General features: G+C 26.6%; 18 protein-coding genes. 16 read left to right on the top strand and 2 right to left on the bottom strand.

Features of this window, described 5'->3' with window-relative positions; all coding sequences use genetic code 11:
- Nucleotides 1–418: 418 nt before the first annotated feature.
- The 10 genes from nrdI (at nucleotide 419) to KMP11_RS01530 (ending at nucleotide 13,254) form a co-directional block, all read left to right on the top strand.
- Entirely contained in the window at nucleotides 419–787 is a 369-nt protein-coding gene (gene nrdI, locus KMP11_RS01485) for a class Ib ribonucleoside-diphosphate reductase assembly flavoprotein NrdI (RefSeq protein WP_215757018.1), read from the top strand.
- Nucleotides 787–2,877 (top strand): class 1b ribonucleoside-diphosphate reductase subunit alpha, encoded by a 2,091-nt coding sequence (gene nrdE / locus KMP11_RS01490; RefSeq protein ID WP_215757017.1) that lies wholly within the window; start codon nucleotides 787–789, stop codon nucleotides 2,875–2,877. Before nrdI ends, nrdE begins: the two co-directional genes overlap by 1 nt.
- 18 nt (nucleotides 2,878–2,895) lie before the next feature.
- On the top strand, nucleotides 2,896–3,861 hold the full coding sequence (gene nrdF / locus KMP11_RS01495; protein WP_216279977.1) for a class 1b ribonucleoside-diphosphate reductase subunit beta: 966 nt from the start codon (nucleotides 2,896–2,898) through the stop codon (nucleotides 3,859–3,861).
- A 164-nt stretch (nucleotides 3,862–4,025) separates the two neighbouring features.
- The gene (locus tag KMP11_RS01500) at nucleotides 4,026–5,465 is read left to right on the top strand and encodes an amino acid permease (RefSeq protein ID WP_216279978.1); all 1,440 of its coding nucleotides are present in this window, start codon (nucleotides 4,026–4,028) and stop codon (nucleotides 5,463–5,465) included.
- Nucleotides 5,466–5,628: 163 nt separating this feature from the next.
- On the top strand, nucleotides 5,629–6,321 hold the full coding sequence (locus KMP11_RS01505; protein WP_216279979.1) for a sugar transferase: 693 nt from the start codon (nucleotides 5,629–5,631) through the stop codon (nucleotides 6,319–6,321).
- A gap of 303 nt (nucleotides 6,322–6,624) precedes the next feature.
- Nucleotides 6,625–7,788: a glucosaminidase domain-containing protein gene (locus KMP11_RS01510; RefSeq protein WP_216279980.1), complete on the top strand. Its 1,164-nt coding sequence runs from the start codon at nucleotides 6,625–6,627 to the stop codon at nucleotides 7,786–7,788.
- 135 nt (nucleotides 7,789–7,923) lie between these two features.
- Nucleotides 7,924–9,147, top strand: a complete 1,224-nt coding sequence (locus KMP11_RS01515) for a DegT/DnrJ/EryC1/StrS family aminotransferase (RefSeq protein WP_216279981.1) — start codon at nucleotides 7,924–7,926, stop codon at nucleotides 9,145–9,147.
- A gap of 159 nt (nucleotides 9,148–9,306) precedes the next feature.
- Complete coding sequence (locus KMP11_RS01520; RefSeq protein WP_216279982.1) at nucleotides 9,307–10,293, top strand: glycosyltransferase; 987 nt, start codon at nucleotides 9,307–9,309, stop codon at nucleotides 10,291–10,293.
- Between the two features lie 499 nt (nucleotides 10,294–10,792).
- Entirely contained in the window at nucleotides 10,793–12,235 is a 1,443-nt protein-coding gene (locus KMP11_RS01525) for an O-antigen polysaccharide polymerase Wzy family protein (RefSeq protein ID WP_215756898.1), read from the top strand.
- A gap of 5 nt (nucleotides 12,236–12,240) precedes the next feature.
- Nucleotides 12,241–13,254, top strand: a complete 1,014-nt coding sequence (locus KMP11_RS01530; protein WP_215756899.1) for a teichoic acid biosynthesis protein TarQ — start codon at nucleotides 12,241–12,243, stop codon at nucleotides 13,252–13,254.
- 73 nt (nucleotides 13,255–13,327) lie between these two features.
- Here KMP11_RS01530 and KMP11_RS01535 read toward each other — a convergent pair whose 3' ends face one another.
- Both KMP11_RS01535 and KMP11_RS01540 read right to left on the bottom strand, forming a co-directional pair.
- Nucleotides 13,328–14,140, bottom strand: coding sequence for a LicD family protein (locus tag KMP11_RS01535; RefSeq protein WP_215756900.1), 813 nt, complete (start codon nucleotides 14,138–14,140; stop codon nucleotides 13,328–13,330).
- Nucleotides 14,137–15,624 carry an oligosaccharide flippase family protein gene (locus KMP11_RS01540; protein WP_216279983.1) on the bottom strand — a complete coding sequence of 496 codons (1,488 nt, stop codon included), beginning with the start codon at nucleotides 15,622–15,624 and terminating at the stop codon, nucleotides 14,137–14,139. Before KMP11_RS01540 ends, KMP11_RS01535 begins: the two co-directional genes overlap by 4 nt.
- A gap of 131 nt (nucleotides 15,625–15,755) precedes the next feature.
- Between KMP11_RS01540 and KMP11_RS01545 the strand changes: the two genes are divergently transcribed.
- From KMP11_RS01545 to KMP11_RS01570, 6 genes are all read left to right on the top strand, one after another.
- Nucleotides 15,756–16,622 carry a choline kinase family protein gene (locus tag KMP11_RS01545; protein WP_252344733.1) on the top strand — a complete coding sequence of 289 codons (867 nt, stop codon included), beginning with the start codon at nucleotides 15,756–15,758 and terminating at the stop codon, nucleotides 16,620–16,622.
- Nucleotides 16,612–17,490 (top strand): DMT family transporter, encoded by an 879-nt coding sequence (locus KMP11_RS01550; RefSeq protein WP_215756902.1) that lies wholly within the window; start codon nucleotides 16,612–16,614, stop codon nucleotides 17,488–17,490. The genes KMP11_RS01545 and KMP11_RS01550 overlap by 11 nt, the downstream gene beginning before the upstream one ends.
- Before the next feature lie 160 nt (nucleotides 17,491–17,650).
- Nucleotides 17,651–18,640 (top strand): glycosyltransferase family 2 protein, encoded by a 990-nt coding sequence (locus KMP11_RS01555; protein WP_215756903.1) that lies wholly within the window; start codon nucleotides 17,651–17,653, stop codon nucleotides 18,638–18,640.
- Between the two features lie 15 nt (nucleotides 18,641–18,655).
- Nucleotides 18,656–19,756 (top strand): glycosyltransferase, encoded by a 1,101-nt coding sequence (locus KMP11_RS01560; protein ID WP_215756904.1) that lies wholly within the window; start codon nucleotides 18,656–18,658, stop codon nucleotides 19,754–19,756.
- Between the two features lies 1 nt (nucleotide 19,757).
- Complete coding sequence (locus KMP11_RS01565; RefSeq protein ID WP_215756905.1) at nucleotides 19,758–20,792, top strand: sulfotransferase family protein; 1,035 nt, start codon at nucleotides 19,758–19,760, stop codon at nucleotides 20,790–20,792.
- 18 nt (nucleotides 20,793–20,810) lie between these two features.
- Nucleotides 20,811–21,839 carry a glycosyltransferase family 2 protein gene (locus KMP11_RS01570; RefSeq protein ID WP_216279984.1) on the top strand — a complete coding sequence of 343 codons (1,029 nt, stop codon included), beginning with the start codon at nucleotides 20,811–20,813 and terminating at the stop codon, nucleotides 21,837–21,839.
- Nucleotides 21,840–21,884 lie beyond the last annotated feature (45 nt).

The following is a 21,884-nucleotide window of genomic DNA, read 5'->3' on the forward strand; positions in this document are numbered from 1 at the left end:
AATTCTTATAGCAGTTTTTAAAATACTAAATATTAGCAAATTAAAATAAGTATTTTGTAATTTATGATGTATAAGAAATTTGTAATGAAATAAGTAATTTCTTATTGATATAAGAATAATATTTTTATAAAATTAGTAAAATTTTACAATAGTTATTTTAATATACTTTAATATATAAATCTAAGAATTTTATAAAAATTTTTAAAAATAAATTTTTTATAACTTCTTATTAAATCAATATAAAAAATTAAATTTTTTTAAAAATATAATTAATAATGTTTTTCTTAAGAAATGCTTGATTATTTTAATTGAAAAAGTAAAAATTTAAGTGTAAAATTATTAGCATATAAAATAATTTCCAGAAAATAATTTTCGTTTAGATTTTGTTTTAGGCTGAATTAATATTAGGGGAAGTAGTATGAAAATAGTTTATTATTCACTGACAGGTAATTGTTTAAGATTCTTAAATATGTGCAAAATTCCAAAGGAAGATATGGTGAATTTATGGGAAATTGATTCTGAAGTAGACTTTAATTATATATTAGTTACGCCTACTATTGGTTTTGGTCAAATCCCAGATGATGTAAGTGAATTTTTGAAAAATAATCATAAAAATCTTGTTGGTGTAGTTGGTAGTGGTAATAAGAATTGGGGAAATCGTTTTGCCAAGGCCGCCGATAGGATAAGTCAAGACTATAAGGTTCCCTTGCTTATGAAAATAGAGTTGCATGGGAATACTAAAGATTTGATAAAGTTTAAAAAAATTTATTTGGAGATGAAAGATTAATGAAAGAATACAGACATATTGAATTAAATAATGAAGTAACAAAAAGAGATGATACTGGTTTTTTTAAATTAGGAAAAGACAAGGAAGCTATTGCTGAATTTTTACGTGAAGTTGATGATAGGACTGTGAAATTTAGTTCAGAGATGAAACGTTTAAAATATTTAGTTGAAGAAAATTTCTATGATAATATTTTTAAAAAATATATAGAAGAAGAAATTTTAGATTGTTTAGAGTTTGCTACAAATTATAAGTTTGAATTTAAGTCATATATGGCTGCAAGTAAGTTTTATAAAGATTACGCTTTGAAAACAAATGATAAGAAACAATATTTAGAAAATTATAATCAACACGTATTTATTGTAGCTATGTATTTGGCTAATGGTGATGCATCTTTGGCTAAGCAACTTATTATAGCAATGTTAGAGCAACGTGTTCAACCAGCGACACCAACTTTTTTAAATGCTGGACGTAGTCGTCGTGGGGAGTTGGTATCTTGCTTTTTATTAGAGGTGGGGGATTCTCTTAACTCTATCAATTATGTTGATTCTACGGCTAAGCAATTGTCGAAAATTGGTGGCGGTGTTGCGATAAATTTATCAAAACTGCGTGCCAGAGGAGAAAGTATCAAGGGTATAAAGGGTGTTGCTAAGGGGGTTATACCAGTAGCTAAGTCCTTAGAACAAGGTTTTTCTTATGCAGATCAACTGGGGCAAAGACCTGGAGCTGGGGCAGTCTACTTAAATATTTTCCACTATGACGTATTGGAGTTTTTGGATACTAAAAAAGTTAATGCTGATGAAGAGTTACGCTTGCCTACAATTTCAACAGGCTTGATAGTGCCGTCATTATTCTTTGATTTGGCAAAAGAAAACAAGGACTTTTATATGTTCGGTCCTCATTCTATTTGGGAAGAATATGGGCTGGTTTTAGATGATATAGATATAGCTAAATATTATGATAAATTTGTAGCTAATGACAATGTTATTAAGAGAAAATACTCAGCTCGTGATATGCTATCTTTAATAGCCTCAACTCAGCTACAATCAGGTTATCCATATATGATGTTTAAGGACAATGCTAATAAAAATCATGCCCTAAAAGAAATAGGTCAGGTTAAAATGAGTAATCTTTGTACAGAAATTTTCCAATTACAAGAAACTTCTATAATAAAAGATTATGGAGAAGCAGATATAATTAAACGTGATATATCTTGTAATCTTGCTTCATTAAATATTGTTAATGTTATGGAAAGCAAGAAGATTAAAGAATCTGTCTATTCTGGTATGGACGCTTTAACATTTGTATCAAATTCTACAAAAATAAAAAATGCTCCTGGTGTTGTAAAGGCTAATGATGAATTTCATTCAGTTGGTTTAGGAGCTATGAATTTACATGGTTACTTAACTAAGAATTTAATAGCCTACGAAAGTGAAGAAGCTAAAGATTTTGCCAATGTCTTCTTTATGATGGTTAATTTCTATACTATTGAACGCTCTATGATGATAGCTAGGGAACGTAAGGAAACATTTAAAGACTTTGAAAAATCTGAGTATTATAAGGGAAATTACTTTAAAAGATATGTAGAGCAGGACTATCTTCCAAAAACAGATAAGGTAAAAGCCTTATTTGAAGATATTTATATACCAACAAAAGAGGATTGGGATATTTTGAAAAACAAGGTAAGGGAACATGGTTTATACCACGCATATAGAATGGCTATAGCACCTACTCAAAGTATTTCTTATGTGCAGAACTCAACATCAAGTGTTTTACCCATAGTTGATAAGATAGAACGTCGTACTTATGGTAATGCTGAAACATTTTATCCTATGCCATATCTTAATGCCCGCAATCAATGGTACTACAAATCAGCCTTTACTATTGACCAGATGAAATTGATAGACTTAATGGCAGTTATTCAAGAACATGTAGATCAGGGTATTTCTGTAATACTGTATGTAAATTCGGATATTACAACTAGACAGTTGGCTAGATACTACATCTATGCCCACCACAAAGGTTTAAAATCACTATATTATACTAGAAATAAATTATTATCAGTAGAAGAATGTACTTCTTGTGCTGTATAGAATTAAGAGGAATTTTAGATGAAAGCAGTAAATTGGAATAAACAAGACGATTTAACATTTATGTATTGGCGTCAGAATATCGCTCAATTTTGGGTTGATACGGAGTTTAAGGTGTCTAAGGATATTAAGAGCTGGACAGAAGACTTAAATGATTTAGAGCGTGATACTTATAAAAAAGTTCTTGCAGGCTTGACAGGTTTAGATACGCAACAAGGTGACAAGGGAATGCCCTTGGTGTCTTTACACACAGAAGATATGAGAAAACAAGCAGTATATAGCTTTATGGGAATGATGGAGCAGATGCACGCTAAAAGTTATTCTACAATCTTTACATCTTTGATACCCAGTAAAGAAACTGATTATTTATTAGATGAGTGGGTAGTAGAAAATAAGGAATTGCAGTATAAGGCTTTAAGAATAGAAAGTTATTATATGAAATTATTTAAGCCAGAAGTGTCAACTTATGACTTATACATGGCAAGAGTAGCATCGGTATTTTTGGAATCATATATTTTTTATAGCGGATTTTTCTATCCTTTATATCTAGCTGGACAAGGTAAGGTTACAACTTCTGGAGAGATTATTCGTAAAATTCTTTTAGATGAAACTATTCACGGTTCCTTTACAGGCTTTGACGCTCAAGAAATATTTAAAAGCCTAACTCAAGAAGAACAGAAACTAGCAGAAAAAGAAATGTATGACCTATTACTGGACTTGTATGATAATGAATTAGCTTATACAAAAGACTTGTATGACCAAATAGGTTTAACAGAGCAGGTAAAAGATTATATAGAATATAATGCAAATAGGGCTTTGGCAAATTTAGGTTATCCGGGATATTTTGAACACAAGGACTTAAATCCAATTATTGAAAATGCTATGGACACTTCTACTAAAAATCACGACTTCTTCAGTGTTAAGGGAGATGGTTATGTGGTTAGTATGAATGTTGAATCACTAGAAGATAAAGATTTTATTTTTTAATAGTAATTTTAAGGACCTACTCATTTGGGTAGGTCTTTTTATATAGTTAAACCTATATTTTTTAAAAGTAAGATTAAATTCAGAAAATTTTTTAAAAACACTTTACAAGCTTGGGAAATGGGTATATAATTAAGATTAAAATTTTTAAAAAAGGATGTGATATTATGACAGAAGTCAAAATGAAAAGAAATCTGCGATCAAGACATATTTCTATGATGGCTATTGGAGGTTCAATAGGAACAGGTTTATTTATGGCTAGTGGAGCCGTAGTTAGCCAAGCAGGGTCTTACAAGGCGGTCTTATCTTATTTAGTAATAGGTGTATTCATATATTTTTTGATGTCATCACTAGGAGAGATGGCAAGTTTTTATCCAGTATCAGGTTCATTTAGTTCTTATGCCGAACGTTTTATAGATCCATCTTTAGGTTTTGCAGTTGGTTGGCTATACTGGGTTATTTGGATTTTAGTTGCAGGAATAGACATAATAACTTTGTCAAAAGTTTTACAGTTTTGGTCATTCTTCCAACAGTTTTCTTCATTTACACTATGTATTTTCTTTTTAATAGTACTATGTGTAATTAATATCACTAGTGTTAGAATATTCGGAGAAATAGAATATTGGCTAACTTTTATTAAGGTAATAACAGTAATTATATTTTTAATTTCAGGTTTTGCTTTAATATTTGGAATTTTAGGTGGGCAAGCACACGGTTTAAATACTTTTGTTGCAAATAATAAAATTAGTGGGGCAGAAGGATTTTTAGGATTTTTCGCTATCTTATCAACAGCCGCCTTTTCTTTTGGAGGAACTGAATCAGTAGCAGTAGCTTCAGGAGAAAGTCAAAATCCGGCAGAAACTATGCCAAAAGCAGTTAATCAAGTTTTCTGGAGAATTTTAATATTTTATGTAGCAACAATATTTATAATATCAGCAGTAATTCCTGCAAGTGATCCCAGACTACTAGATACATCTAATATTCTCGCATCACCATTTACATTAGTTTTTGAAAATGCTGGTATGTTAATTGCGGCCACTGTAATGAATGCTGTAATATGTGCATCTGTACTTTCAGCAGGAAATTCTGGTATATACTTTTCAAGTAGACAATTATTTTCTTTGAGTACAAGAGGATATGCTCCAAAAGTATTTTCTAAGTTAAGCACTAATTCTAGTCCGCAATTAGCAGTTTTAACAAGTGTGTTGGTTATAGTATTAAGTTTTATTTTTGAAAAATATAACGCTGCTGGTTACTACATGTTGCTAGCCCTTGTAGGAGTTTTAGTAGTATGTGTTTGGTCGATATCTATAATTGCACAAATAAGATTAAGAAATGCAATAAGAAAACAAGGAAAAAATGAACAGGAAGTTCTACCCTACAGAGCAAAATTTGGTTTGTTTGGTTCTTATTTAGCTGTCTTTGCATTTGTAGCCTTAATTGTATTACAAACTTATGCTGACTTTTCTAAGGGTGGTTTTGCAGTGGCAATCTATGATATTTTGCCACCAGTACTAATAATTATTATATGTTTAGCTCATAAACTAATTAAGAAAACTAAGTTTGTAAAACTTGAAGAAATGGATTTAGATAAATTTAAATATTAAGTTCAATAGGGGAATTAAAGATATTCTCATTTATTTTAGTCATACAAGTAAAAGATTAATAAAATTAATTTTATTAATCTTTTTTATTATATATTTTACACAGTATTATTTTTAAAAATTTTATGGTATAATTGTCAATAAATTAATTATAAAGTGGAGCCTTATGAAAAAATTTTCAGATTTAGATAGTAGATTTCAAAATTCAGCAGTAGAATATTATTATAAAATAATTCAGAGAAAAAAATTTTCTTTGTTAATAAAAAAAATATTTGATAAAATACTCGCTTTATTTTTATTGATATTACTTAGTCCAGTTTTTTTATTTATAGCAATTTGGATAAAACTTGATAGTGAGGGGGAAATTTTTTATAGACAGGCTAGAGTTACAAGTTACGGCAGGGAGTTTAGAATTTATAAGTTTAGAACCATGGTAAAAAATGCTGACAAGTTAGGCTCTCTAGTTACCTTGCAAGATGACCCCCGCATAAGTTCAGTAGGGAAAAAATTAAGAAAATTGCGTATTGATGAATTGCCTCAACTTATTAATATATTGCTAGGTGATATGAGTTTTGTGGGGACTCGCCCAGAGGTGAAAAAATATGTTGATAAGTATTCTGATCTTATGTATGCAAGTCTGCTTTTGCCAGCTGGAGTAACGTCTATTGCTAGTATAGAATATAAAGATGAAGATGAAAAAATTGAAAAATATACCTCGCAAGGCATGAGTGTAGACCAAGTTTATATAGAAAAAATCTTACCGGAAAAGATGAAATATAATCTTGCTTATCTTGAGAATTTTAGTTTTTCAAGTGATGTAAAAATAATGGTAAGAACCTTTTTAGAAGTTTTAAAATAAAAAGTCATAGATAATTTATCTATGACTTTTTATTTTAGTATGCTTCAAATCCATGAGGGGAATTTTTTTCATTTTTTGGTGCTAATTGCAAATCTCTATAAAAATTTGTAAGGAGTTTGGCGTATTTTTTATTTAGAAATTCATAGAAACACCAAGACATAAATTAAAAAAATTTTACTTATTATTTATTTTGTAACCAAAAAGTAATAAAAAAGAAACTCTACAGATATTATAAATAAAGAAAATATATGTTAGAATAATCTAGCATAAAGAATATAAAAAAACATCTTGTGGAGATAGAAAATGAAAAGAAATAAGACAAAAAAAATATTGATGATGCTAGCAGTAATGACTAGTCCATTAATAGTAAATCAAGTAGTGGAAGAAAAAATAGCATCAGCACAAAGTCTAGGCTGGTATCAAGAAAATGGCAAATGGTACTATTTAGAAGCAGACGGCAACCTAGCAAAAAACAAGTGGATAGGAGACTACTACCTAGGAGCAAATGGAGCGATGCTAACAAGTAGTTGGACACCAGACGGCTACTATGTAGATGAAAATGGTAAGTGGGTTCCCAACAAAGCCAAACAAACAGGCTGGTATCAAGAAAATGGCAAATGGTACTATTTAGAAGCAGACGGCAACCTAGCAAAAAACAAGTGGATAGGAGACTACTACCTAGGAGCAAATGGAGCAATGCTAACAAGTAGTTGGACGCCAGACGGCTACTATGTAGATTACAGTGGTAAGTGGCTAGCAAACAAAACAAAACAAACAGGCTGGCATCAAGAAAATGGCAAATGGTACTATTTAGAAGCAGACGGAAGCCTAGCAAAAAACAAGTGGATAGGAGACTACTACCTAGGAGTAAATGGAGCAATGCTAACAAGTAGTTGGACACCAGACGGCTACTATGTAGATGAAAATGGTAAGTGGATGCCTAATCAAACAAAAAATAATAATGTAGCTAAGTCAGGTGTTGAAGTATTTCAATATAAGAACTTAAAAACTAAAACTAATTACAGTGCTGAAGATTTAAATAGAATGATTGCTATAATGGGAGGTTCTTCTAGTAAACTTTTAAACAAGGGAGCAACTTTTAAAGCAGCAGAAGAAAGATATGGAGTGAATGCCTTATATCTTTTATCACACGCAGCATTGGAAAGTGCGTGGGGTAAAAGCAGAATAGCTGTTGATAAAAATAACTTTTTTGGGATAAAAGCCTATGATACAAATCCTTATCAATCAGCCACAACTTTTGATAATGTTGATGCAGGAATTTTAGGGGCTGCACAATGGATTAATAATAGATATTTAATTAATACTGGTTTTCCAGCTAGGGGTGCATTCCTAGGAGATAAAAAATCTGGTATGAATGTCTACTATGCTACTGACCCACTTTGGGGCTATAAAATTGCTAAGATAATGTATAATTTAGATAAAAAAATGGGCATGAAAGATTCTTAATATTTTTTATAGCCATAAGAAAGAAATAAAAAATATTTTAATTTTATATTTACTATAAATAATTTTTATTTATAACATTAAGTATGGTATAATTTACTTTATATCATACTTATTTAAATTTTCAGGAGAAATTTTATGACAAAATTAAATATACCATTTTCACCACCAGATATTTCAAATGAAGAAATTGCTGCGGTAACAGAAGTCTTAAAATCAGGTTGGATAACAACAGGTCCAAAAACAAAAGAACTAGAAAAAAAATTGTCAGAATACACACAAAGCCCAAAAACAGTGTGCTTAAATTCTGCAACTGCCGCACTAGAATTAATTCTTCGTGTTCTTGAAATTGGTCAGGGTGATGAGGTGATAGTTCCTGCTATGACTTATACTGCATCTTGTTCAGTAATTTATCATGTTGGAGCTAAGGCTGTAATGGTTGATATCCAAAAAGATAATTTTGAGATGGATTATGACAAACTAAGTTCAGCAATTACAGAAAAAACAAAAGCAATAATACCTGTTGACTTGTGTGGAATACCATGTAACTATGAAAAATTATTTGAAATAGTAGAAGAGAAAAAAAATATCTTTAAAGCAAGTAGCGACTACCAAGAAAAATTAGGAAGAATTGCTATAATTAGTGATGCGGCCCACGCCTTAGGAACAGTATATAAGGGGAAAAAAGTTGGTAATATAGCAGATTTTAGTTCTTTTTCATTCCATGCAGTTAAAAATTTCACAACTGCCGAGGGAGGTAGTGCTACTTGGAAAGAAAATCCTAATTTTGACAATGAAGAACTTTATCAAAAATTTCAGATATTATCACTACATGGACAAACTAAAGACGCCCTAAGCAAGATGAAAGCAGGTTCTTGGGAATACGATATAGTAATACCTGGTTATAAGTGTAATATGACTGATATAGTAGCTTCAATAGGTCTTGTTCAATTAAATAGATATCCAGCTTTACTTAAGCGTAGATATGAAATAGTGGATATGTATGACAAATTTTTTGAAAATACAAGAATAAAATTCTTAAAACATAAAACAGAAGACTATCTATCATCGCATCATCTTTACATAACTCATGTTGAGGGGGCAAACTTAGAACAAAGAAATGAAATTATTACAAGATTAGCAGAAAAGGGAATTAGTGTCAATGTTCATTACAAACCACTGCCCTTACTAACTGCATATAAAAATAAAGGTTTTGATATAAAAGATTACCCTAATGCCTACAAATATTTTGAAAATGAAATTTCATTACCCTTAAATACAAGATTGACAAATGAAGAAATAGAATATATTATAGAAACTTACAAAAATATAGTTGAAGAGATATTTAATAATAAAATGTAAAAGTATGTTATTTTATTATTAATTAAGTTTAAGTATTAGAGTGTAAACTTTAGAAATGTATAATAAAAAAATTTATTGTTTTTAATAATAAGAGTATAATAATAAAATTAATCTGTATAAAATAATATAAAAATATATGAAAGGTTTAGCAAGATAAATATGAATGATGAATTAATAAGTATAATAGTACCAGTATATAAAGTAGAAAAGTACTTAGAAAGATGCGTAAATTCAATTTTATTGCAAACCTATAAAAATTTAGAAATAATCTTAGTTGATGATGGTTCACCAGATGATAGTGGAAAGATGTGCGAAGAACTAGCTAAAACGGACAGCAGAATAGTAGTCTACCATAAAGAAAATGGGGGGCTATCAGATGCAAGAAATTTTGGTGTAGAAAAAGCAAGAGGAAAATATATAGGCTTTGTTGATAGTGATGACTATATACATGAAAATATGTATCAGCACCTTTATGAAACAATAAAAACTAATAATATTGATATAGCAGAGTGTAATGTTACTAGAGTATATGGTAATAAGGAAAAACCTCATTATGCTGGAGAAGAATTTTGTAATATACTAAGGGTAGATGAGTATATAAAAGAGTATCTAAGTATGGAAAAAGTTTATGGTTCTGTCTGGTGTAAATTAATATCATCAGATATAGCTAAAAAATTAAAATTTCCAGTAGGGAAATATTATGAAGATATGTTTTATAATTATGATTTGTTTAAAGTAATAGACAAGATTGCTATAACAAGTAAATGTTACTACTATTATTACATCAGAGAAAATAGTATTACAACTGAAAAATATAGTAGCAAGCAAATAGATATTATAGAAATATTAAATACTATTAATGACTACATATTGAAAGAATACCCACAGTTTTCAGAAGAAAGTTTTATTCGTCTTACTTATGCTTATCTTTCGACCTTTAATCATTTAATAGTTGATAATAATTATAAAAATTATCCAGAATTTATAGAGCTTAGAGAATATTTTAAAAATAACTTTTCTAAAATATTAAAGAGTAGCAAGGCAGCAAAAGAATTAAAAATTTCAGTCTTAATTTTAAATGTTAATATTAAACTTTATAGATATCTTTATAAAAAATATAAATCAAGAACGATATTGAATAAATAATTATTATGAAAAAGTCTTAATATTCCTACCTTCAAACTATCTTTTTGGAGGATGGTTAATTCTGATTTTGATAAAATCTTAATGCAGAAAAATATAAAAGATAAATTATTTTGATTATTTATGCTTAATTTTATTTAAGAAATGGTGGTTAGATTATTCAATTTATAACTTCATAATATAGCAGAGTATTATGATGTAATGCTTTATGAAAGATATCCAAGATTTAATCATATAAAAATAATTCTTCAAATGCTAATACTTTACCTAAAGCCCTTTTTTCAAGCTTTTTATCTAAATGGACGGCAAAAATATCTAATGAGTAAATTTGATGAATATATAACAATATATAATTATCAAAATATCTTTAATATAGACTACTATTTTAAATATTTAAACTAGATATAGGAATATTTGAAGTTGCAGAATATACTTTTTCTGAAGATTATTTTTCAGAAGAAAAAATGAAAAATTTAAATTTAGAGTAAAAGGAGGTGCTATATTGAATATAGAAAAAAAAGTAATTAGTTTAGCTGCTTTTTTCAGTTATAGCATATTTTTTGCATTTATCCTGTTTTATTTTTATTCTGATGATGTAATATACTTATTAATAAGTGCAATTTTATTGTTAGTAACGTGTATAATCTATACTTTTAAAAATTTAAAAAATTATATAATTCACTTGATATTTTATTTGCTGATATTTTTATTTTTACTATCTTTACCAACAATAGATTATTTTAAAACTGGCTATTTACCTAATTATCAAAATTATATATATGAATTTTGTATAAAAATAATAATGCTATCTGTCATTTCTATTTTTATCGGTGGTCTTATAGGAGATAGATATTATAGCAAAAAGAAGCTTGTAGAATATCAATACGATTATAACTACATTAAAACTATTAGAATAGTAGCCGTAGTTTTATTATTTTGTACCTATCCGGCCTATTTAGCCTTAAATATAGAAAAAGTTTTATTTAAGATAAAAGTAAATGATTATTATCTATATTTTGCTACATTTGAAAGTAAACTTCCTTTAATAGTTCACTATTTAGGGAATTTTGCATTCTTTATATTAATATTTTATTTGGCGACAAAACCAAAAAAACTTTATGCCAGTATTGTATTATTGTTATATGTATTTGCAAATTTTATAATTTTACTTACGGGAACTAGAAATCCTTTTATACTAAGCTTAATATTTTCATTTGTTTATTATTTTGTAAGAAATCAAACAGAAAAAGGAAAATGGATAGGATATAAGGAAAAAGTTTTAATGGCTATTTTCTCCCTACCGATAATTGTAATAATGAGTATTATAAATTATACTAGAGATGGGAAAAACGTAGGGAATCTTAGCTTTATTGATATTATTATAGATTTTATTTATAAGCAGGGAAGTAGTTTTAATGTTCTTGCTTGGGGATATATGTATCAAGGAGACTTACCTAATCGTGAATTAAGAAACTATACTTTTGGCAGTATAATAGATTATATTTATAGGGGAAAAATTGGGAATTTATTGTTTAATTCGGTAGATATTCCATCTACTGATAGATTAACAGTAGCTTTAGAAAGCAACTCTCTTGCTCATAATTTATCTTATATTGTTTACCAAAAATATTATTTAGAAGGTCATGGCATAGGGGACAGTTATGTCATAGGTAATTATATTGATTTTGGTTATGTAGGAGTAATTTTAATGGGTATAATTTTAGGATTTATATTTGTATTTTTATTAAGAAAATTATACATTGGAAAAATAGTAATATCATTTTTAGCTTTAGTTATTTTAACAGAATTATTTTTTACACCTAGAGGTTCTTTTTCAGCTAGTTTTTCTCATGTGTTGGAACTTCCTTTATGGTTTATAATTTTGCTAATATTACTAACGTCTAATATTTTGAAGAAAAATAAGGCTTATTTGATAAGGAGATAAATAAAATGTTTGAAAATTATTCTTTAGCAGATTTATTTGCTAATATATATAAAAAATTAAGGGTAAACATTATAGGAGCATTAATTATATATTTATTGATAGCTCTACCTTTAATTTATAAAACAATAAATACTAAAACTGTAAGCAATGTAAATTCCAACTTTTCTAGTTACGTCATTTACAAAATATCTACTCCACAGACCACTTCTGAAAAAAAAATAAATAATGTCTATGGTGGATATAGTGATTTTTATTCTAAAATAATATCTGCTAACATTAATGGAGCTTATTTATTTAATGATTCTAAAGAAGAGGACTTAAAAAAATATGCAGCAACATTAGGAAGTGATGCAACAGTACTTAAAAATTCAAATATAGATTATTGGATAAAAAAAATAAAAATTAATCCTTTAGAAGAAAATAAGGGAGTTTCAGTAGAAATACTTACTCCTAATAAAGAATTGAATTTATTTATTGAAGGTAAGATAGATAGTATAATTAAAAATTATTCAGGCGTTTATAGCGATGTAACTATTGAAAAATTAAATACGGTATATTCTAATTCATCAAGTTCAGAAAATATGGAAATAACTTATAGTAAAAAACAGTTAGTAATTAAATTAGCATTAATTGGGGTATTGACTTTAATATTTGTTGCTGGTGTGAATTTCTTACTATATATATTTAATCCAACAATTAATAGAATAGGAGATTACAATAGATACAAGGAAGTTAAAAAAGTTTTTGATATTACTTCTTCAAAAGATATAGCTGTCGTTACTAAATATTTTTCTAATGATATTACACTTATAACTACAAATAAACTTGTACATAAAAAAGTAATAAAAGCAGGATATAATATAAAATTATTAAGATCTGTAAGTGATTTTGAGGGAATTTTAAATCCTATATTTGTAGAAGAGTATGGAAGCACAAGATATAAAAATTTTGAAAAAGCCTTGCAACAGTTAAATAATTTTGATAAAAAAATATTAGGTATAATTTCTTATGAATTATAATATTTAATTAAAATCCTTGTATAATATAATAATATTTTCTTAATATATTTGAAAAAAATAGTAACTAAAATTTTTAGTTACTATTTTTTTTATCTGTATAATAAGCATAAAATTTATGGGGTACTTGTTCAGATTTTTTTGGTAATTTCATGTAATCATTGTACAAGTAGGTTAAAACTTCATCATAATTTTTAGGGGCTGGGAATTTATGATTTTCAAATTCTAATTCTATTAATTCTCTTCCTGTATTAAGAGGTAAAATATCCTTCTCTTTATTTTTGGATATAATAAATGCGGAAAAAGTGGGCTTATTTGAAGTGTATTTTTTTATTATTTTTTCTATTACTTTAGCAAAAAATTTAGGATGGATAGGTCTTACTAGGTACCACATAATAATCCTGCATAAATCTTTTATTTTACTGTCCTTGTATGTAACATTTTCTTTTTTAATAAATGATAGATATTTTAAACTTTCAAAGAAATAACTTATATTAATAACTTTTTTGTTATCAAAATAGTCTAGGGGGAATATATCAATAAAAATTCCAGAATCATAACTTTTTGTTAAATCACTGTAAATTATTTTAGTTTCTGAGTTGTGAATTTTAATAAAGTTATTAAAATAATTTTTTTCACTTTCTAGTGAAAGTATTTTATATTTAGAAGTATCATTTTTAAATAGTTTAATAAATTTATTATAATTTTCTCTAGTCATTGTTATATCTATATCATCATCCCAGGGGATAAAACCCTTATGTCTTACAGCTCCTAAAAGAGTTCCGTAATTTATAAAATATTCAATATTATTTTTTTTGCAAAAACCATCTATATAAATTAATATGTCTAATCCTATTTTTTTTATTTCATTTAATTCTAATTTTTTCATTTTGCCAGCCTTTTTATTTTACCTTTTATAAAGTATATAGTATCATAAAGCATTTTATCTTTCGATATGTATAAAATTAAGAAATAAATTAGTCCACAAGAAATTATTTTTATAGCAATACTTAGTATAGTTATTTTATTTATGATAATACTATGTGGAATAAATTTTTCTACAATTAATGATACTACAAAAAATGTTGAAGAAATTATGGTGTATTTTAAAAAGTTTTGAAGTAAGTTTTTTAAATTCATTATATTTTTTCTAATAATAAATTGCACATAGAGTATTACAACTATTATTTCGGCTACTATGGTTGTCATGATGTAGTATTCAGGTGAGAATAAATTATTATAGAAGAGTAGAGAATTTAGGGCGAGATTGCTTAAACCCCCAATGGCAATATACAGAGCTAGTTTTTTTTCATAACCTTGTACAAATAAAATTTGAATACCTATTATATTATCTAAGGCCAAAATTAATGCTCTTATTGCAAATATTGATGTAACTATTCCAGCTGATAAGAATTTATCTCCCCCATAAATAAGAGTAGCTTCTGTCCCTAAAATCATAAGTCCAAAGCTTATAGGAGTTATTAGAAATAAAAAAAACTGACTTCCCTTATTTATTAAATTGGTATAATCTTCAATTTTATTTTCTCCCCAATAGTAGCTTAATCTAGGTATATTAACACTTATGGCACCACTTATAACACCTGTAATTAGCATAACTATATTATAAGATACTACATAGTCTGATATATTTGTAGATACAGGAGAGTTTGTTAAAAATATTCTATCTAAATAGATATATAGCATATTTAGATTGGATAGTAATAAAATTGTAAATAGGGGGGATAGTAATTTTAATAAGTTTTTAATTTTAATTTTAACAAACTTAACTTCTTTTTTTATCCATATAAAACTTATTAGCATATTTAAAATTTCTGCTAGGGTCATTATTGAAACGTAGGGTAATACGTCGTCAGCATCTTTTATGAGAGTAAAGGTTAATGTGAATATTGTTAATCTTACTACTATAGTCTTGTATAAAATAAAAGTATAATTTTCAAATGCTTCATTTATCCATTCTATATATAGGAATTGACATAATATTTGGAGACCTAGTATAGAATAAACATATATTTGAATATTATTTTTATAATCTAAAAAATTTGTTACGTAAGTATAGTATATCAAAGATGTTATTAAGGTCGATATTACAGACAAAAAAAATAGTTCTGAAAATAATTCATTCCTTTTTTTTATATTGTTTTTTACCTTGCTTATAGCTCTAACTCCATAGGTATATATTCCAAATGTGGCAAAAGGAATAAATAGTTGAGCTATGGTGTTTGATGCATCAAATAAACTTATATTTTCCTTTGATAATGTTCTAGCAATATAGGGTCCTGTAATCAAGGGGGATAGGATATTTAAAACTCTTACTGTAACAGATGCTAGGGCGTTTATTTTTAAATTCTTCACTATTAATTCTCCTAAAAAATATTTATTAATTATAACACATTATTGATTACTTGTTAATAAATTTTAAATATAAGTCTACTTGTGGTATAATTATTTTGATTTAGAATTTTATTATTAGGAGAGTGAGTTATTTGAATTATAAAGAAATTATAAAGATTTTTGATAAAAATTTTTCTCAAGATGTAAATAATATAGAAGTAATAGGAGGAATGACTAACTACAATTATTTAGTCGAAACAAATAAAAAAAAATATATACTTAAATTTTTTGGTAGGGGAACAGAAAAATTAATTAGCAGAGAGTTGGAGAAAAAAAATTTAGAGATAGTAAAATTATTTAATCTTGATGTTAATAATTATATATTTGATATAAAACAAGGTATAGAAATAAATGAATATATTGAAAATGCAATTACTTATGATGAAAAAATAATAAAAACAAAATTATCTTCTATATCTAAAATATTACAAATAGTTCATTTGTCAAAACCACAATTTAATTCAAAATTTGATATTTTTTTTGAAATTGAAAAGTATGAAAGTTTGATAGAAAATTCTATACCTTATAAAAATTATAAAGAAATTAAGTTAGAAATAATAAAATTAAAGGAAGAATTAAACAAGATAGGACTTGATTACAAAAATTGTCATATAGACCTGGTTCCTGAAAATTTTATTGAAGATACTAAGGGTAGAATATATCTTATTGATTGGGAGTATTGTGCAGTAAATGATCCTATGTGGGATATAGCATCCCTATTTTTAGAATCTAATTTTATAAAATCAGAGGAAGAAGAATTTTTTAATTTTTATAAAACTGAAAAAACTCCTATAAATCAGCAAAAGATATTTATATATAAAATTTTGCAAGATATTCTTTGGAGTTTGTGGACGGTTTATAAAGAAGAACAAGGTACATTTTTCGGTACTTACGGGAGAGATAGATATGAAAGAATGTTAAAGAACTTAGAGGAGTATAAGGCAAGATATGAAAAATAAAAGTAAAGTATATATAGGTTTATTTTCTGGCTTATTTTGGGGGATGGGTCTTACTTTAAGCGGCTTATTATTTTCTATTTTTGATGTTTCGCCATTTTTAGTTTCGCTTGTTCATGATTTTTTCAGTCTTATTTTTTTAGGGCTATTAATAGTTATAAAATATGGGAAGATAAATTTTAAAATATTTTCTAGTATGAAAAATTACAGCTTAGTTCTTGCGGCTATTTTAGCTGGTCCTTTAGGTATGCAGTTTAATTTATATGCCGTTAAATATCTTGGTGCAGGCTTTGCTTCGTCAGTTACTGCCATATATCCTGGCTTAGCTGTGGTCTTATCAATAATATTTTTAAAAAATAAGGTTAATAAAGAAACTATTTTTGGAATAATTCTTATAGTGCTAGCTTTGTTTTCTCAAACATTTGAAATAAGTAGTGGAGCAAGAACATATTTAGGAATTTTATTTGGTCTATTATGTGCTTTGTCTTGGGCTAGTGAGAGTGTATTATCATCTTATGCGATGGATAATGATTTAAGACCCATAGAGGCTCTGTTTATACGTCAAACTACATCTTTTCTAGCCTATTTACTAATAATAATTTTTAATAAGGTAGATTTTAATTTTGTTGCAAAAGGTAATTTTATATTAATAGTAGTAGGTATGGTTTTAGCAAATATGCTTTCTTATCTATTATATTATGCTGCCATAAATTATTTGCAGGCTTCAAAAGCTACGGGACTAAATGTTACCTATGTAATTTGGACAGCAGTATTTTCATTTATTATTTTAGGAACAGATTTGACTATAAGAACAATTATTAGCTCATTTGTAATAATTTTAGGAGTTTATATTATTATAAGAGAGAAGTAAATATACATTTACATATTTTTGTGTAAATTGCATAAATAAGTTTAAAAATAAAGATTTTTATTTTACCACAGTAATAATTTGAATACTGTGGTAAATTTTATATAATATATCTATCAGGAATATGGTATACTATTTTATAATTAAAGATTAAGGAGATATTATGTATTTAACTATAGCTGTTGCAGTTTATAATGGAGAAAATTATTTAGAACGTTGTTTAAATTCAATTTCTAAATCAATAGAAAATTATAAGGGTAATAAAGAAGTTGAAGTATTAGTAATAAATGATGGATCAAAAGATAATAGTGAAGTTATTTTAAGAAACTATTCAAATATTTTTAAAAATTATGTATTAATTAATAAAGAAAATGGTGGATTAAGTTCTGTAAGAAATTATGCTGTTGAAAATGCTAAGGGAAAATTTTTATGGATGATTGATGTGGATGATGAAATAATAGAAGATGCTGTATCTAATGTTTTAGATAGGATAGATTCTGATATAAATATATTTAATTATACTCAGATATCAAATAAAAAAATTCAAGTAAGCCTAGATAGAATAATTTTGCAAAAAGATTTCATTCTATCAGATAATAAGAAAATATTATTAACAGCTCCGTCTTCTTGGAAATTTATTTTTAATACAGAATTTATAAGAAATACAAATTTAAAATTCTTGGATAGGACATTATATGAAGATTTGAACATAAGTCCGAAATTACTAACCGAAGCAAAAAGCATAAGTAGTTTTGACATTGATATATATAAATATTATATTAATAGTAACTCTATTATGACAAATAAGGATATAGAAAAGAAAAAAGATATATTTATCGTCATGAAAGATTTAAAGAAATACTTTGAAGAAAAAAATATTTTAGATACATATTATGCAGAACTAGAATATTTACACATTCATCATATGCTATATGTAAGTTACGTTTCTATTATACAAATTGATAAAAATTCTAAAGTTTTAAAGGAACTTCGTGATTATGTAAATAATATTTATCATAGCTGGCTAAATAATAAGTATTTACAAAAAGAAAATATTATGAAGAGGACTATTTTAAAATATGTATATAGTGATAATAGATTGTTAGTAATATCATTATTAAAAATAAAAGAAATATTACAAAAATTTTTATAATAAAAGGGACATTAAATGAAAAAAATATTATTTACAGTATGGACAACCAGAGAGGGTGGCGGTGCTGAAAAAATTTTGTCTAATCTAACTAGAGAGTTAGAAAAAAAATACGACATAGATGTCTTAGAAGTTGGAAAATTTAATAATCATAAAGTTAATCTAGGTGAAAAAACAAGATTATTAAAGCCCCTACTTAATAAAATTGATGATAGGAGAATAAAATATCTTTTTAAGAGACTTTTCTTTGAGTATGTTCCTAATCTATATAAAAGGGTTAGATGCCGAAAAAAATATGATTATGAAATAGCCTTTAATTATCTTTATCCTGCTTATTTAATAAATAAAAATACAAAAAGTATTGCCTGGAATCATGGAAGTATTGAAAATTTACTAGATGAAAAAGAAAAATTTAATAAAATAAAATACGGTAAGGCCTTAAAAAATATTGATAGAATAGTAGCAATATCAAATAAAACTCAGCAGTCGATAGTTGATGTTTATCCTGAATATGAAGATAAGGTAGTAAAAATATATAATGGCTATGACTTTTCAGATATAATTAAAAATTCTAAAGAAGAAGTTGAGTATGAAAAAGATTCTTTATTGTTTTTAGGAAGATTAGAAGAAGCTAAGGGGATAAAAAGATTATTGAATATCTACTTAGAACTAGTTAAAAAAGATATAAAACAAAAATTATATTTATTAGGAGAAGGTGAATTAAAGTCTTGGGTTGAGGATTTTATTAAAGAAAATTCTTTAGAAGATAGAGTAATTTTATTAGGTTACAAATCTAATCCATATCCTTATATAAAATCTTCATCCTATATTTTAATGACTTCAAAAGGTGAAGGGTTTCCTACCGTTTTTGTTGAAGGTTTAGCACTAGGAGTTGGATTTGTTAGCACAAATGTAGGAGGAGTAGAAGAATTATCTAATTTAGGTAAGTGTGGTTTTGTTAATGACTACGATAGAGAGTTAATAAATTATTTAGCTAGCGAGTTAAAAAAAGATAAGAAAGATAGATTAATCAAAAAAGAATCTTGTTTAGGTCATGTTGAAAATTATACATTAGAAAAGCAAGTTTCAAGTTTAATTAATTTACTTGAGGAGATATAATATGAGTAAAAAAATTATTGTACCCACAGGCTATATGGGAAGTGGTTCATCTGCAGTAACAGATATACTGCGTGAATATAAGGGGATAAACACAAAAAATGCAGACTATGAATATATATTTTTACATATGCCAGATGGAGTTTTTGACTTGGAAGATAAGTTATTATTAAATAATAATGCTCTTAGAAGTGATGAAGCCATTAAAAATTTTAGGAATAAAATTAGTGATTTATATTCTTTAAGAGGTTGGTGGCCTGGTAATTATAAAAAATATGTATCGGCTAACTTTTTAGATATAGTAGATAAGTATATTCAAAAAATTAAATTTGATAGTTTTAGTGGAGTTTGGTACTATAATGAAAAATATAGGGGCTTTAAACTTTATAAAAGAGCTATAATCAATAGAAGTCTAAAACTTTTTAATAAGCCACCTAAATTAGATAAATTTGATATAGAGTACACATTTATAAAAGAGGATAAATTTTATCAATATACAGGAGAATTTATAGAAGATTTTGTAGAGGAATTAAATAAAGATAGTGAAAAGGATATAGTATTAGACCAACTTTTATTGCCTCACAATGTATATAGGTTGGATAATTATGCTAAGTATTTAGATATTAAGGTTGTGATAGTAGAAAGAGATCCCAGAGATGTTTTCATCATGAACAAATATGTATGGGTTAAAAATGGGGTACCAGTCTTATATCCTGAAGACGTTTATAAATTTTGTCGCTATTATAAAGAAATGAGAGAGAATGAAAGAAAAAATAATTATGAGGTTTTAAGAATAAAATTTGAAGACTTAATTTTTAACTATGATAATAGTATAAAAATGATAGAGGCTTACCTAAATTTAGATTCTACTAATCATATAAAGAAAAGAAAATATTTTAATCCTGATATTTCAATAAATAATATTCAAATTTATAAGCAAGAAAAATATAAAGAGGAAGTAGCAGTAATTGAGAAAGAATTAGAAAATTATCTTCATATTACAAATAAAGAGGTAGTTTCTAATGCAAATCCTTTTTAGAAAAAACAGAGGTGGCTTATGTTAGTATCTGTAATTATAGGGTTACTAAATGAAGAAAAATATTTACCGAGATTAATTAAAGATTTAGAAAACCAAACATACCCTAAAAAGAAAATAGAAATAATTTTTATAGATGGTATGTCGTCAGATAATAGTTGGAATATACTAGAAAAATTTAAAGCAAGCAGTAATGAATTTAATAATATTTTATTACTAAAAAACCCTAAAAAAATATTGTCTGTGGGTATGAACATTGGTATAAAAAATGCTAGTGGAGATTGTTTTTTAAAAGTAGATTGTCATTCGCACATAAGCAAAAATTTTATCGAAGAAAATGTTAAAACTATTTTATCAGGTGAGCAAGTTTGCGGAGGACCTAGACCGAGTATAATAGAAAATGAAGATAGTTTTTCAAAAACTTTATTACTGGTAGAAGAAAATATTTTTGGTAGTGGAATTGCCAACTATCGCAAACAAAGCGATGATAATAAAATAAAATATGTTTCTTCAGTATTTCAGGGTATGTACAAAAGAGAAGTATTTGAAAAAGTAGGTTTGCTAGATGAACTAGTTGGCAGGGTAGAAGATAATGAAATACATTATAGAATTAGAAAAAATGCTTATAAGATAGCCTACAACAATTCTATTTTATCCTATCAATATACAAGACCAAATCTAAAAGGAATGTTAAAACAAAAATATTCTAATGGAGACTGGATAGGAAAAGTTAGCCATGTTTATCCTAAATGTTTTTCTATATTTCATTTTGTTCCCTTATTATTTGTTTTAGCCATAATAGCTTCCTTATTACTTAGCTATTTCAGTAGCATTTTTTTAGTAATATTATTTTCAATTTACTTTTTATTCATAATTTTAGTAAGCAGTTTAGCCATAATAAAGAATGAATTTTCTATGACAAATTTACTATTACCCTTTTTAATTTTTGCAGTTCATCTTTCTTACGGACTAGGAACTTTGCTAGGATTAATTAAAGGCTTTAGTTGGAAAAAATATTATTTAAAAAATAAAAAAATAGACTACATATAAAATTTTTGTAATAAATCTTAAAATGATTTGTAAATATTTACTATC

This window comes from Gemella sp. zg-570, from assembly GCF_018866345.1.
Taxonomy (GTDB): domain Bacteria; phylum Bacillota; class Bacilli; order Staphylococcales; family Gemellaceae; genus Gemelliphila.